The organism is [Clostridium] aminophilum, assembly GCF_900101295.1.
Lineage (GTDB): Bacteria > Bacillota > Clostridia > Lachnospirales > Lachnospiraceae > Clostridium_R > Clostridium_R aminophilum_A.
This window is the reverse complement of record NZ_FOIL01000016.1, coordinates 21,301-34,441: the sequence shown is the minus strand read 5'-3', so window position 1 is coordinate 34,441 and position 13,141 is coordinate 21,301. Positions and strand designations below refer to the sequence as shown.

General features: G+C 52.9%; 12 protein-coding genes. 1 reads left to right on the top strand and 11 read right to left on the bottom strand.

What is annotated here, in order from left to right:
• Nucleotide 1 precedes the first annotated feature (1 nt).
• The 4 genes from rimO to BMW41_RS05920 form a co-directional block, all read right to left on the bottom strand.
• A complete protein-coding gene (rimO, locus tag BMW41_RS05935; RefSeq protein ID WP_074649286.1) occupies nucleotides 2-1,363 on the bottom strand; it encodes a 30S ribosomal protein S12 methylthiotransferase RimO in 1,362 nt (453 codons plus the stop codon).
• A gap of 87 nt (nucleotides 1,364-1,450) precedes the next feature.
• Nucleotides 1,451-1,696: a DNA-directed RNA polymerase subunit omega gene (rpoZ, locus tag BMW41_RS05930; RefSeq protein ID WP_177171173.1), complete on the bottom strand. Its 246-nt coding sequence runs from the start codon at nucleotides 1,694-1,696 to the stop codon at nucleotides 1,451-1,453.
• 20 nt (nucleotides 1,697-1,716) lie between these two features.
• The gene (gene gmk, locus BMW41_RS05925) at nucleotides 1,717-2,337 is read right to left on the bottom strand and encodes a guanylate kinase (RefSeq protein ID WP_074649284.1); all 621 of its coding nucleotides are present in this window, start codon (nucleotides 2,335-2,337) and stop codon (nucleotides 1,717-1,719) included.
• A 75-nt stretch (nucleotides 2,338-2,412) separates the two neighbouring features.
• Nucleotides 2,413-3,291, bottom strand: a complete 879-nt coding sequence (locus BMW41_RS05920) for a YicC/YloC family endoribonuclease (protein ID WP_074649283.1) — start codon at nucleotides 3,289-3,291, stop codon at nucleotides 2,413-2,415.
• Between the two features lie 159 nt (nucleotides 3,292-3,450).
• Between BMW41_RS05920 and BMW41_RS05915 the strand changes: the two genes are divergently transcribed.
• Nucleotides 3,451-5,199, top strand: coding sequence for an Rqc2 family fibronectin-binding protein (locus BMW41_RS05915; RefSeq protein WP_074649282.1), 1,749 nt, complete (start codon nucleotides 3,451-3,453; stop codon nucleotides 5,197-5,199).
• Between the two features lie 260 nt (nucleotides 5,200-5,459).
• Here the strand turns inward: BMW41_RS05915 and serS are convergent, their stop codons facing one another.
• The 7 genes from serS to rlmN all read right to left on the bottom strand — a co-directional run bounded on the left by serS (nucleotide 5,460) and on the right by rlmN (nucleotide 13,044).
• Entirely contained in the window at nucleotides 5,460-6,782 is a 1,323-nt protein-coding gene (gene serS, locus BMW41_RS05910) for a serine--tRNA ligase (protein ID WP_074649281.1), read from the bottom strand.
• Nucleotides 6,783-6,858: 76 nt separating this feature from the next.
• Nucleotides 6,859-7,590 (bottom strand): thiamine diphosphokinase, encoded by a 732-nt coding sequence (locus BMW41_RS05905; protein WP_083378806.1) that lies wholly within the window; start codon nucleotides 7,588-7,590, stop codon nucleotides 6,859-6,861.
• Nucleotides 7,587-8,249, bottom strand: a complete 663-nt coding sequence (gene rpe, locus BMW41_RS05900; RefSeq protein WP_074649280.1) for a ribulose-phosphate 3-epimerase — start codon at nucleotides 8,247-8,249, stop codon at nucleotides 7,587-7,589. The genes BMW41_RS05905 and rpe overlap by 4 nt, the downstream gene beginning before the upstream one ends.
• 79 nt (nucleotides 8,250-8,328) lie before the next feature.
• Entirely contained in the window at nucleotides 8,329-9,207 is an 879-nt protein-coding gene (gene rsgA, locus BMW41_RS05895; protein WP_074649279.1) for a ribosome small subunit-dependent GTPase A, read from the bottom strand.
• On the bottom strand, nucleotides 9,207-11,228 hold the full coding sequence (locus tag BMW41_RS05890; RefSeq protein WP_420341567.1) for a protein kinase domain-containing protein: 2,022 nt from the start codon (nucleotides 11,226-11,228) through the stop codon (nucleotides 9,207-9,209). Before BMW41_RS05890 ends, rsgA begins: the two co-directional genes overlap by 1 nt.
• Nucleotides 11,221-11,973, bottom strand: coding sequence for a Stp1/IreP family PP2C-type Ser/Thr phosphatase (locus tag BMW41_RS05885; protein WP_074649277.1), 753 nt, complete (start codon nucleotides 11,971-11,973; stop codon nucleotides 11,221-11,223). The genes BMW41_RS05890 and BMW41_RS05885 overlap by 8 nt, the downstream gene beginning before the upstream one ends.
• 21 nt (nucleotides 11,974-11,994) lie before the next feature.
• On the bottom strand, nucleotides 11,995-13,044 hold the full coding sequence (rlmN, locus tag BMW41_RS05880) for a dual-specificity RNA methyltransferase RlmN (RefSeq protein ID WP_074649276.1): 1,050 nt from the start codon (nucleotides 13,042-13,044) through the stop codon (nucleotides 11,995-11,997).
• Nucleotides 13,045-13,141 lie beyond the last annotated feature (97 nt).

The following is a 13,141-nucleotide window of genomic DNA, read 5'->3' as shown; positions in this document are numbered from 1 at the left end:
ATCATTCCTCTTCTTCGTCGTCCCAGTCGGCAATCTCTTCGCCGATCAGATCATAACCGTCACTGTCGGTCACAGTGCACCGGACAAAATCGCCGCTCATCAGATCGCGTTCCGAATGCACAAAGATCTGGCTGTCGATGTTCGGCGCATCCATATAAGTACGGCAGGTATACACGCCGAATCCGTAGTCCTCCTCCGGCATACGGCCTTCAACCATCACGCGCATCTCGCTTCCGATCTTTTCTTTTTCTTTCCGGAATGCGATTTCCTGCTGAAGTGCCATGATCTCATCTCTTCTGCGCTCTTTCACCTCTTGTGGAATCTGATCCTCCATCGCCGCAGCCGGAGTATCTTCTTCCTGAGAATAGGTAAACACGCCGAGGCGGTCAAACTCAACTTCTCGGACAAAATCCATCAGGATCTGATGATCTTCCTCGGTCTCCCCCGGAAAACCGGAGATCAGTGTGGTCCGGAGCGCAACGTCCGGAATCAGCTCACGGATTCTGCGAATCCGTGAAATAATCTCGTCATGCGTGGTTCTTCTTCCCATGCGCTTCAGAATACGGTCGCTGGCGTGCTGGATCGGAAGATCGATATAATGACAAACCTTCGGTTCTTTGGCAATGGCCTCAATGATCTCGTCGGTGATCTCTTCCGGATAGCAGTACTGCAGACGGATCCATTCCAGCCCCTCGATGCGGCCCAGTTCCCGAAGAAGGGTCGGCAGCATTTTCTTCTGTGACAGATCGGTGCCGTAAAGCGTCGTCTCCTGGGCAACCAGAATCAGCTCCTTCACCCCGTTTTCCGCGATCTTTTTCGCCTGTGAGATCAGTTTCACCATCGGTTCGCTGCGGTACGGCCCGCGAAGATACGGAATGATGCAGTAGGTGCACCTCTTATTACAGCCTTCGGCGATCTTGAGGTAGGAATAAGCGGAACCGGTGGTAAATACACGGTGATCGTCCTCCGGCATTCTGGAGAGATCCTCGTATACCTCAATGTGCTTTTCACCGTCCTGAAGGCGCCTCAGAACTTTGCTGATCTCTCCGTAAGTTGTGGTTCCGAGAACGGCATCCACTTCCGGGATCTCCTTCAGCACTTCTTTTTTGTATCTCTCCGCCATACATCCGGTTACCACCAGTGCCTGACATTTGGCGTCCTCTTTCAGGCGTGCCATGTCCAGTATCGTATTTATACTTTCCTCTTTGGCCGCATCGATGAAGGCACAGGTATTGACAATGACAACATCTGCCTCCTGGTCGTCATCGGTAAGCTGATATCCGTCTTTGGTCAAAAGACCGAGCATCATCTCCGAATCCACCAGATTTTTGTCACAGCCAAGCGAAACGCATAAAATTTTCATGTAAACAGAACCTTTCAGTCAAATAAAACACCACCACCGTCCAGATGAGCAGTGGTGGCATAGTCAGAATTGAGTGTCCGGAGAATATCAGTCGATATCCGCAGTATCATCCTCAGAAAGAATCTGAACCTTTCCCTGATAGATCTCATCAATGGCGATGGAAAGCGGCTTTCTGCCCTTCGGGTCAACCAGCGGCTCGTCGCCGTCGATCAGCTGTCTTGCTCTCTTCGCAGCAGCGATAACGATGGAATAGCGGCTCTCAACAACCGGTTCCTCCTGACCGGAATACTTGTTTGCTGCATCTACCAGTTCATTGAAAGACGGACGTAACATCATAATATCATATTCTCCCTTCAGAATTGTTTCATCTGTTCCTTAATATTGTTTACCAGCTCCAGATGGTTTCCCATCCTTGCATGCGCTGCCATAATCACTCCGTGAAGTTCCTCGGCACAGCGCTCAATGGAGTCATTGACCAGAAGATAGTCATACTGTTCCATCCCCTTGGATTCCTCATCCGCGCGGGCAAGACGCTTTTTTATTGTCTCCATATCTTCCGTTCCGCGGCCGACCAGACGCCGTTTTAATTCCTCGGCGTTGGGCGGTGTGACAAAGATCAGGACAGTATCCGGATACTTCTCCTTCACCTGAAGCGCTCCCTGCATCTCGATTTCAAGAAGCACATCCTTTCCCTGATCCAGCTGATCGAAAACATACTGTTTCGGAGTTCCGTAGGAATGATCCACATACCGCGCATATTCCAGAAAACCGTCTTCCTCGATATGACGGTCAAACTCTTCCTGGGTGCGGAAGAAATAGGACACTCCGTCTTCTTCGCCTTCGCGCGGTTTTCTGGTTGTCCAGGACACGGAAAGTGCATAATTGTCATATTTTTCAAGGAGCGCTTTCATCAGCGTTCCCTTTCCCGAACCGGAAAACCCCGAAATCACCGCTAAAACACCGCGATTATCCATTGTAACTCTTCTTTCTGTGATATATTTGCGAAAAATGTCCGGCGTCAGATCCGGTCAGACGCACAGCCTTCCTTTTTACTCAAGATTCTGAATCTGTTCGCGGACTTTTTCAATTCCTGTCTTCAGCAGGATTGCCCGGTCGCTGACCGAAATGTCGTTTGCCTTTGAGAGAATCGTGTTCGCTTCACGGTTCATCTCCTGTGCAATAAAATCAAGTTTTCTGCCGACACTGCCGCCCTTTTCGAGTTCATTTCTCGTCGAACCGATATGACTCTTTAAGCGGACGGTCTCCTCGTCGGTGCAGATCTTATCGGCATATGCCGTCACTTCCGTCGCAATCAGACTCTCATCCACCTGCGTTCCGCCGATGAGTTCTCTCACTTTATCGAGAAGCTTCGCCCGGTACTCTTCGACGATTGCCGGAGATCTCTCGATAATCTCATCTACAAGAACCGTCATCTCGTCCAGCTTCGCCAGCATATCCGCGCGAAGGTTTTCGCCCTCACGGACTCTTGCTTCCACGAATTTCTCCGCTGCGCTTCGGACAACCGGTTCCAGGATCTTCCAGAGATGCTCTTCATCGTCGTCCTCTTCTTCCATCAGAAATACTTCCGGGAGAGAGGCCATCCGGCTTGTCGTAATATCGTTGGCAATTCCGAATTCCTCCGTCATCTGACCGAAATATTTCACATACTCCGCCGCCATACTGCGGTTGTATTTCAGAGAAACGCGATTTTCCGCATAATCCTCATAGTTGATGTAGACATCGACTTTTCCGCGTTCCATATACTCTTTGAGTACGGCACGGATCTGCGCTTCCAGAGAATTGAACCGTCTCGGCATCTTGATGGAAAGGTCGAGGTATCTGTGATTGACTGCCTTCATCTCAACAGCCATACGGTATTCCGGAGTGATCACTTCACTTCTTCCAAAACCCGTCATACTTTTTACCATAATGAATCACCTCTGACTTTCATCCATAGTTCTAAATATTATACTTCGAATCAAAGTTCACGTCAACCATCTCTGTGCCGTCCCTTGCCGCCTCTTTTCGATTATGATAAAATGTTTATCATATAATTTATCGAATTTCAAAGAAAGTTGTGAATCAATATGGCATTTGACGGCATTACCGTAGCCGCTCTGGTACGGGAATTCAACGATCGCCTGACCGGCGGTCATATCTCAAAAATCGCGCAGACCGAAAAGGATGAGCTGCAGCTCACCGTCAAGACGCCGGACCGGAAGAATCTCCGTCTGACGCTCTCGGCCAATGCATCGCTTCCGCTGGCGGCCATCACGGAGGACGGAAAACCTTCTCCGCTGACCGCACCGAATTTCTGTATGCTTCTGCGGAAGCACCTCGGCGGCGGACTGATCAAAAGCATCACCCAGCCGGGTCTGGAGCGATGCATCCGCTTTGACGTGGAACACCGGGACGAAATGGGCGATCTCGGAACCAAAACCCTTGTCATTGAACTGATGGGCAAATACAGCAATATCATTTTCCTGTCGGATGACAATGTCATCATCGACTCCATCAAACACGTTCCGGTTTCGCTGTCATCAGTCCGGGAAGTATTGCCGGGAAGACCGTATTTTCTTCCGAATACCGTCGGGAAAACCGATCCGCTGAAGGAAGCGGAGGAGAACATTTTCCATGTCCTGTCGGCCTCAAACGTGCCGGCAGCCAAAACGCTCAGCAGCACCTACACCGGCATCAGTCAGTCCATCGCCTCGGAAATCGTTCATCTCTCCGGCGTGGATGCGGATCTGCCGGCGTCCGGACTTTCCGAGGCTGCCCGCGTCCATCTCGCCCACAGCTTCCGCCGTGTGATGGAGGATGTGGCTGCGGGGGCATTTGCGCCCTGCGTGCTCTATCAGGGCGAGGAACCGGTGGAATATTCCGCTTTTCCGATCACCCGCTTTCCGGAAGATTCCCGCATGGTCTCCATGGCTTCCATGAGCAGTGTCATCGTGACCTACTATCGTGACCGTGATGTGACCAGCCGGATCCGCCAGAAATCCGCGGATCTCCGGAAGATTGTCACCAATCTTCTGGAAAAGGACTACAAAAAGCTTGATCTGCAGGAAAAGCAGCTTGCGGACACAGACAAGAAAGATAAATACCGCGTCTACGGCGAACTCCTGAATACATACGGCTACGAACTGCAGGGCGGTGAAAAGTCTCTCACCTGTACGAATTACTATACCGGGGAAGAAATCACCATCCCCCTCGATTCCCAGAAAACCGCACAGGAAAACGCCCGGAAATTCTTTGACCGCTACGGGAAACTCAAGCGCACACAGGAAGCGCTCTCTGTCCAGACCGCGGAGACCAGACAGGAAATCGAGCATCTGGAGTCCATCTCCACCTCTCTGGAGATTGCGCTGAAGGAAGAAGATCTGACGCAGATCCGACAGGAACTGACGGAATACGGCTTCATCCGACACCACGGGCCCCGCGGAAGAAAAGAGAAAGTGACCAGCCGCCCCTTCCATTACATTTCCAGTGACGGCTTTGATATGTATGTCGGAAAGAACAATTATCAGAACGAGGAACTCACCTTTAAGACCGCATCCGGCAATGACTGGTGGTTTCACAGCAAAAAGGTTCCGGGGTCTCATGTCATCGTGAAGACCGGAGGCCGCGAGATGACTGACCGTGCCTTTGAGGAAGCCGGTGCCCTGGCCGCCTATTACAGCAAGGGGAGAAATGCGGACAAAGTCGAGATTGACTACGTTCAGCGCAGAGAACTCCGCAAAGTGGCCGGTGCCGCTCCGGGTTTTGTCATTTACCACACCAACTATTCTCTCATGGCCGTGCCGAAGCTTCTGCTGCGGGAGGCCGAAGAAAAATAATTCTTTACAGTATAATACCGACTCAAATATTAAGACGGTTGTTTCGGTTCACAGGGAGGATGCGCACGCCGCTGTAAGAAAGCTGTCACCTAACGGTGACCAGCGGCGGACTTTGTTCTCATCACTGATCACGGTGCAGAACAGTCCCGTACTTCTGCATATAAAACAGCCCATACCGGTGGTCCGGAGCCTGAGGGCTCCGGTCGGTATGGGCCGTTTCGCATATGAGAATCTCCCGTGGGGATTCATTACGGATTCAATTACTGTTTGTTCTGGGCAGCCTTCTCGATGCTGTTGTAGTTCGGAACAAGAACTTCTTTGCCGCCCATGTACGGTCTGAGCACTTCCGGAATCCGGATGGAACCGTCTGCCTGAAGGTTGTTCTCCAGGAACGCGATGAGCATTCTCGGCGGAGCGACAACAGTGTTGTTCAGGGTATGAGGAAGATACTTTTTGCCGTCCTCGCCGTTGATACGGATCTGAAGTCTTCTCGCCTGAGCGTCGCCCAGATTCGAGCAGCTTCCTACCTCGAAGTACTTCTTCTGGCGCGGAGACCATGCCTCCACATCAAGGGATTTCACCTTGAGGTCCGCAAGGTCACCCGAGCAGCAGCAGAGGGTTCTGACCGGAACGTCCATGGAACGGAACAGATCAACGGTATTCTGCCAGAGTTTGTCGTACCACATATTGGATTCTTCCGGCTTGCAGACGACGATCATCTCCTGCTTTTCAAACTGGTGAATGCGGTATACGCCTCTCTCCTCGATGCCGTGTGCACCCTTCTCTTTGCGGAAGCACGGAGAATAAGATGTCAGAGTGATCGGAAGCTGCTGCTCCGGTACGATCTGATCGATGAAACGGCCGATCATGGAGTGCTCGGAAGTACCGATCAGATAGAGATCCTCACCCTCGATCTTGTACATCATCGCATCCATCTCGTCAAAGCTCATTACGCCATTGACAACATTGCCGTGGATCATGAACGGCGGAATGACATAGGTGAATCCGCGATTGATCATGAAATCACGGGCGTAAGCCAGAACGGCGGAATGAAGTCTCGCGATGTCGCCGATCAGGTAGTAGAAGCCGTTACCGGCAACTCTTCTTGCCGCATCCAGATCGATTCCGGCAAAACTCTCCATGATATCGGTGTGATACGGGATGTCAAAATCCGGAACAACCGGCTCTCCGAACTTCTCCACCTCCACGTTCTCGGAATCGTCTTTTCCGATCGGAACGCTAGGATCGATGATGTTCGGGATTACCATCATGATCTTTTTGATTTTTTCCGCATACTCTTTTTCAAGTCCGGAAAGTTCCTCAAGGCGTGCCGCATTGGCCGCTACCTGCTTCTTAACTTCCTCCGCTTCTTCCTTCTTGCCCTGAGCCATCAGCGCGCCGATCTGCTTTGAGATCTTGTTCTTCTGCGCTCTCAGCTCCTCCGCCTCGGCAATCGCCTCGCGGTTCTTCTTGTCAAGCTCGATGACTTCATCAACCATCGGAAGCTTTCTGTCCTGGAATTTGTTGCGGATGTTCTGTTTAACAGCCTCAGGATTCTCTCTGAGGAACTTTAAATCTAACATAATGACCTCCCACCATGTCCTTAATATAATAACTTTTTCGATTATACACCATCTGCCGGAATCATGAAAGCAAAAATTACCGGCGGATGAACGATTTGTCGCACGATTCGATGACGATCATTTCCCCGCCGTCATAGGTGATTTCCGCCGTGTCGTCCGCAATCTCATTGCTGATCAGAAGGGACCGGCCCATCTCCACATCCCTTTTTTTCAGCGGATATTTGAACCCCCGCAGCGTAATCCCGGAGACCTTTGTTGTCAGCGGAAGAAACGAGATGTACTTTCCGAATTGATCGTCTTTCCGGAACAAACGGCCGCTCCACGCCATGCTGATGCGGTTCTGGGGATCGATCAGAGAAATGAAGGCCCCCTTTTTCCGGTATTCGTAAAGAAGCTGGATATTGGCCATTTCATGGTCAATGCGGCCCCCCAGCGCGCCGAGAACATCCATGCGGTAAAAGCCTGCGTTCAATGCGTCCATCAGGGCAAGCTCCGTGTCCGTCTCATCCTTTTCGGGTTTGTGAATATCCCGCTGAATGCGGTCATCTCTCCCGAACCGTTCAAAAATCTCCGGCTCCAGCGTATCGAAGTCCCCGACGATCTGATCGGGAAGAATCCGGGCCTGTGCGAGAAAACGCAGGCCGGCATCCGCAGCGATGATTCTGCCGTAGCTTCTGCTGCGAATGAAGTCTGCGGCAAAAGCCGGGGCGAGATCTCCGCCGGTCACGATCAGACAGCAATCACTGTCCGGTTTCGTGATCCGGGAAAGACCGCCTTCCGGCTTCTGTTCAAAGTCATATCTGCTCATGCGTTATATTTGCGGAAAATTTCCATAAAATCGGCCGCATTCTTCTCGGCATCGCCGCTGAAGACACCGGAACCGACGACAATGGTATCTGCACCGGCCTGAAGAATCTCCTCGACATTGGAAAGCTTTACGCCGCCGTCGATTTCGATGCGGCATTTCAGACCCTGCTCATCGATCATCCGGCGAAGGGCGCGGATTTTCTCCAGCGTGTACGGGATAAACTTCTGTCCGCCGAATCCCGGGTTGACGCTCATCACCAGTACCATGTCCACATACGGAAGAATGCAGGAAAGTGTTTCCACCGGTGTTGCCGGATTCAGCGCAACCGCCGGACTCATTCCGGCCTCACGGATCTGATTGACCGTTCTGTCCAGATGTCTGCAGGCTTCCTGATGAACACAGACAATGTCTGCTCCTGCCTTTTTCAGGTCATCGACAAATCTTCCCGGCTCTTCCACCATCATGTGAACGTCGAAGATTCGCCCGGTGCATCCCCGGATCGAAGCGATCACCGGCATTCCGAAGGAAATGCTCGGCACAAAGCTTCCGTCCATCACATCCAGATGAATGTACTCAGCTCCTGCTCTGTCAACAGCGGCAATCTGCTCTCCGAGTTTTGTGAAATCTGCTCCGAGAACAGACGGTGATAAGATGATCATGATACTCTCCTTTGCATGTTTCGTAATAAATATTGAGACCCGGGCATACTGCTGTCTTACGCCGGCGGACCTTCCTTTCTCAGTATCTTCTCTTATTCTTGAGTTCCTCGTAGATGAGAAGATAATTCTCATAGCGGGACGCCGCGATGGTTCCCGCGGCAACCGCATCCTTTACGCCGCACTCCCGCTCACCGACATGAACACAGCCGAGAAAGCGGCAGCCGTCCTCATGCTCCGCAAATTCCGGATAATAGGCCTGAAGATCCCTCGCCTCGATTCCGTCGACATAGATCGAACTGAATCCCGGGGTATCGCAGACAAAGGTTCCGTCTTTCACGAAGAAGAGTTCCGAATGTCGGGTCGTATTCTTGCCGCGGCTGATTTTCCGGCTGAGCTCTCCGATCTCCATCGCCGCTTCCGGCTGAAGATGGTTTGTGAGAGACGATTTTCCGACGCCGGAAGGGCCGGCGAGCACCGTCGTCTTTCCGGCCAGAAGCCCGTCCAGCCGGTCAAGTCCCTGCTGTTTGCGGGTGCTGAAAAAGCATACGGTGCAGCCGGCATGTTCATAGATTCTGCGGAGTCTTTCCTCACCCTCCGGATCGGTGAGATCCGCCTTGCTGAAGGCAATGATCACCGGCACCTTCTGCATCCGCATCATGATCAGAAAGCGGTCCAGAAGGTTCAGATTCGGCTCCGGATCGGTCACGGCGAAAACCACCAGCGCCTGATCCACATTGGCAACAGCGGGCCGGATCAGGCTGTTCTTCCGTGGAAGGATCCGGTCCACGCTGCCGATCTTGTTCTCCCCGTCCAGAACCGTGATCTCCACGTCATCTCCGACCAGAGGTTTTTCTTTCCGGTTGCGGAACACGCCCTTCGCACGGCACTCATAAACCGAACCGATTCCGTCGTGGACATAATAGAAGCCCGCGATGCCTTTCACGATCTTTCCCTGCATTATTTGGCCACCTCGACAAACGTGAGATTATAGGTCTTCAGCACACGGTCATTCGTCAGATCCAGAACCTGAAGGGTTCCTCTCCGGACGCCCTCAGCCCCCTCGATGCTGTACTGCACCGGAAGCGCGGTATTCGCCATAATGGTCGTCGGGTCCATCACGACTTTGGTGTGATTTTCTCCATCCACCACCTGTTTCATGACAATGGAGATCTTCAGTTCCGTGTTGCCGGAACTGGGTCCGAAATAATCCTGCAGCGAAAGCGTATCGTTCACTGCCGCCACAAAATGCGTGTCTCTTCCCTCACTGACCACATAGTCGATGGATGAACCCTTTGCGATCTCAGACTGCGGCTCCGCCGACTGGGAAAGGATCGTTCCGGCCGCAGCATCGTCTTTGGTCCGGGTTTCCATGCCGAGAGAAAGACCGATGGTCTCCAGTACCACCTTTGCGTTTTCCACGGACATTCCGGTGATATTCGGAACCGGGACCATGATTTTTTCCGGCCCCAGACTGCTGGTCAGCGTCACCGTGTCCCCCGCCTCGGCTTCCGCCGGGGAGTAACGGATGATTTTTCCCTTCTCAACATCCGTGTTGTTCTCTTCCTCGATTTTGACTTCCAGTTTTTTGTCCGACAGCACCTGCTTCGCATTTTCCAGAGTCATGCCGACCAGATTCAGGGAGTCCAGACGGATGATTTCGCCCGAGCTGCTCTCCTCCGCTACGCTCTCGGCTTCGGAGCCGCTCTCCGATTCACTCTCGGAAGCAGCTTCTTCCGTTCCGCTCCCGGCACTGATTTCCGTGCTCTTGCCGGAATCGGAAAAACTGTCATTGAACAGGCCGGAAAGCTTTACACCGATCACAATAATGATGATGACAATAATCATCGCGGCGGCAATACCGATGGCATTCAGCATCTTGTCCAGCGATGCGGTTTCCTTGTGTTTATGGCGGTTTGCCTCATGGCTGATTCCACGGGATGCGCCGTTCTTCGGCTTTCCGTTGGCCGCGGCCGGTTTTCCGGTCTTTTCCGGCGTTCCGGCGTTTTCTTTTTCCGCTGCGGGCTTCGCATTTTTTCTCTTGACAGATTCCGCGCTGTCCGCAATCCGGTCCAGAATGATCGTCGGGCCGTCATTATCCGCTCCGCGGACCTGTGTCGGCGCGTCGTCGCTCTCCGCCTGACGGTTCAGCTGTTCGTCCTCCGGATCCACCAGAGCTCTCCTGAGTTCGCTGATCAGGTCATAGCAGTCCTGATAGCGGTTTTCCGGCATCTTCTGGGTACACCGGGAAATGATACGGCTGAGGGCCGCGCTCACCTCCGGGTTCAGGCTCTCCGCGTGGGGCATCGGCTGCTGCAGATGCGCAAGCGCGATTTGAACCGGGGTATCTCCCTCAAAAGGAGTCTTTCCGGTTACCATCTCAAACATCGTGATTCCCAGCGAATAAATGTCGCTGCGCGCATCGCTGTACTCGCCCTTTGCCTGTTCCGGCGAGATATAGTGCACCGACCCCACGGCATTGCCGTTGACCGTCTGACAGGAAACGGCTCTTGCAATGCCGAAATCGGCCACCTTCACCTTTCCGTCCTTGTTGATGATCATATTCTGCGGTTTGATGTCGCGATGAACAATGTGCTGATCGTGCGCGGCCGCAATACCCTGGGCCACCTGAATGGCAATCCCGATGGCTTCCCGATTCTCCAGACGCCCCTTGTTGCGGATATAGTTTTTCAGGGTGACGCCCTCGATCAGCTCCATGACGATGTAGTGCAGACTGTCTTCATCGACGACATCGTAAATGCTGACGATGTTGGGATGGGAAAGACCGGCTGCAGACTGCGCTTCCATCTTGAAGCGGCTGACAAAATTCGCGTCGGTGCTGTATTCTTCTTTCAAAAGTTTGATCGCCACCAGCCGGTTGAGCACGTGGCATTTTGCCTGATAGACTTCCGACATGCCGCCGGTGCCGATCAGCGACAGAATCTCATATCGATTCTGCAGATACTGTCCTACCTTAAGCATCATGTCGGTTCACCTCTTTCGTTTCCGGCTCCGCCAGGATGACAGAGATATTATCTCTACCGCCATGTTCATTGGCCAGATGAATCATTTTTTCCACTCTCTGTTTCAGACCGGTGTTCTCTTCGGCAATGGCGAGGATTTCCGCATCACTCAGCATATTGGTGAGACCGTCCGAGCAAAGAAGAATCTTATCCCCCTTCTGAAGTTCCTCCTCAAAAAAGTCGCATTCCACCGTCCGGTCAATGCCCACCGCCCGCGTAATAATGTTCTTGCTGCGCCGGTAGGAGTCACTTCCGCGGGACATCTGCCCCTTCTCGACCATCTCCTCCACATAAGAGTGGTCACGGGTGATCTGACGGATTCTTCCGCCGCGGATCAGGTAAAGTCTGCTGTCACCGACATTGGCGGCATAGAGAATCCCCTCCGACGTGGTTCCGGCAACGACAGTCGTTCCCATCCCCTTGCACTCGTCCCGCTCAAGGGATATGCGGAAGAGCTGAAGGTTTGCCTTTTCCAGCGCTTCACGCATCACGCGGATCGGCGAAGCATCTGCGGACGCGGAAACCGCTTCCGTGAAATGATCCACCAGATACCGGGATGCAAAGTCCCCGGCTTTATGTCCGCCCATGCCGTCGGCGATGATCATCAGATTGTCCAGCGGACCCACCGGCGTTTCGACGGCAGCCAGGCAGTCCTCATTTACCGGTCTTTTCCTGCCGATATCCGTTGCTGCATAAATCCTCATTCGGAAGAATCTCCTTTTCGTTTACTCAGTCACATTCTTATCCATATAACTCTTGCGGAGCTGGCCGCAGGCGCCATTGATATCTCTTCCCATTTCCCGGCGGATGGTCACCGGAATGCCCTTCTGCTCCAGGTAATCCCGAAATGCCTCGATCGCACGGCGGTCCGACTGTCGATAATCTCTCTCCTTAATCGGATTGACCGGAATCAGATTGACATGGCCGTGCTGACCGCGGATCAGCTCGGCGAGCTGCCGTGCCTCCTCAAGATTGTCATTGACACCGGCCACAAGGCTGTACTCAAAGGTCAGCCTCCGCCCGGTCTTCTCAAAATATTCATGGCAGGCGGCCAGGATATCTTTCAGCTGATAGGAATTCGCCACCGGCATCAGAGTCTTCCGCACCGCATCATTCGGCGCGTGAAGGGACAGTGCCAGCGTCACCGGCAGATCCTCTTCGGCAAGTTTCCGGATGCCCGGAACGATGCCGCAGGTGGAAACGGTCACATTGCGCTGACTGATGTTCAGTCCGGCCGGTGATGTGAGAAGCCGGATAAAACGGATTACATTGTCGTAGTTGTCCATCGGTTCGCCCGATCCCATAATGACAACATTGGAAACCCGCTCGCCGGAATCCTTCTGGATCTCATACACCTGATCAAGAATCTCGGAAGCTCTCAGATTCCGCTCCAGTCCGTCCAGGGTGGATGCACAGAAACGGCAGCCCATGCGGCAGCCCACCTGGCTGGACACGCAGACGGAATTGCCGTGATGATAGCGCATGAGAACGCTCTCGATCACATTGCCGTCCGCAAGGCGGAAAAGATATTTTCTCGTCCCGTCGATCTGGGAAATGCGGACGTCCGCGATCTCCAGATGAACGTATTCGGAGTTCTCCGCCAGTTTTGCCCGGAGATCTTTGGACAGATTCGTCATCTCCTCAAAGGAGGAAGCCAGTTTGACGTGCATCCACTGGTAGAGCTGGGCCGCACGGAAAGGCTTCTCCCCGATTCGGGTCATATATTCTTTCAGTTCCTCAAGGGTGAGGGACCGGATGTCTGTTTTTTCACTCATTGTTTATCCTGTTATATCATGCAGGCAGTCGATGGAACACTTCTCTTTGCCGCCCGCTTTCCCAAACAGAGAAAACGGGCGTTCCGTCATGCCCGCC

Coding starts and splice junctions, on each gene's coding strand:
- rimO (WP_074649286.1), bottom strand. CDS start 1,363: ATGAAAATTTTATGCGTTTCGCTTGGCTGTGACAAAAATCTGGTGGAT.
- rpoZ (WP_177171173.1), bottom strand. CDS start 1,696: ATGTTACGTCCGTCTTTCAATGAACTGGTAGATGCAGCAAACAAGTAT.
- gmk (WP_074649284.1), bottom strand. CDS start 2,337: ATGGATAATCGCGGTGTTTTAGCGGTGATTTCGGGGTTTTCCGGTTCG.
- BMW41_RS05920 (WP_074649283.1), bottom strand. CDS start 3,291: ATGGTAAAAAGTATGACGGGTTTTGGAAGAAGTGAAGTGATCACTCCG.
- BMW41_RS05915 (WP_074649282.1), top strand. CDS start 3,451: ATGGCATTTGACGGCATTACCGTAGCCGCTCTGGTACGGGAATTCAAC.
- serS (WP_074649281.1), bottom strand. CDS start 6,782: ATGTTAGATTTAAAGTTCCTCAGAGAGAATCCTGAGGCTGTTAAACAG.
- BMW41_RS05905 (WP_083378806.1), bottom strand. CDS start 7,590: ATGAGCAGATATGACTTTGAACAGAAGCCGGAAGGCGGTCTTTCCCGG.
- rpe (WP_074649280.1), bottom strand. CDS start 8,249: ATGATCATCTTATCACCGTCTGTTCTCGGAGCAGATTTCACAAAACTC.
- rsgA (WP_074649279.1), bottom strand. CDS start 9,207: ATGCAGGGAAAGATCGTGAAAGGCATCGCGGGCTTCTATTATGTCCAC.
- BMW41_RS05890 (WP_420341567.1), bottom strand. CDS start 11,228: ATGCTTAAGGTAGGACAGTATCTGCAGAATCGATATGAGATTCTGTCG.
- BMW41_RS05885 (WP_074649277.1), bottom strand. CDS start 11,973: ATGAGGATTTATGCAGCAACGGATATCGGCAGGAAAAGACCGGTAAAT.
- rlmN (WP_074649276.1), bottom strand. CDS start 13,044: ATGAGTGAAAAAACAGACATCCGGTCCCTCACCCTTGAGGAACTGAAA.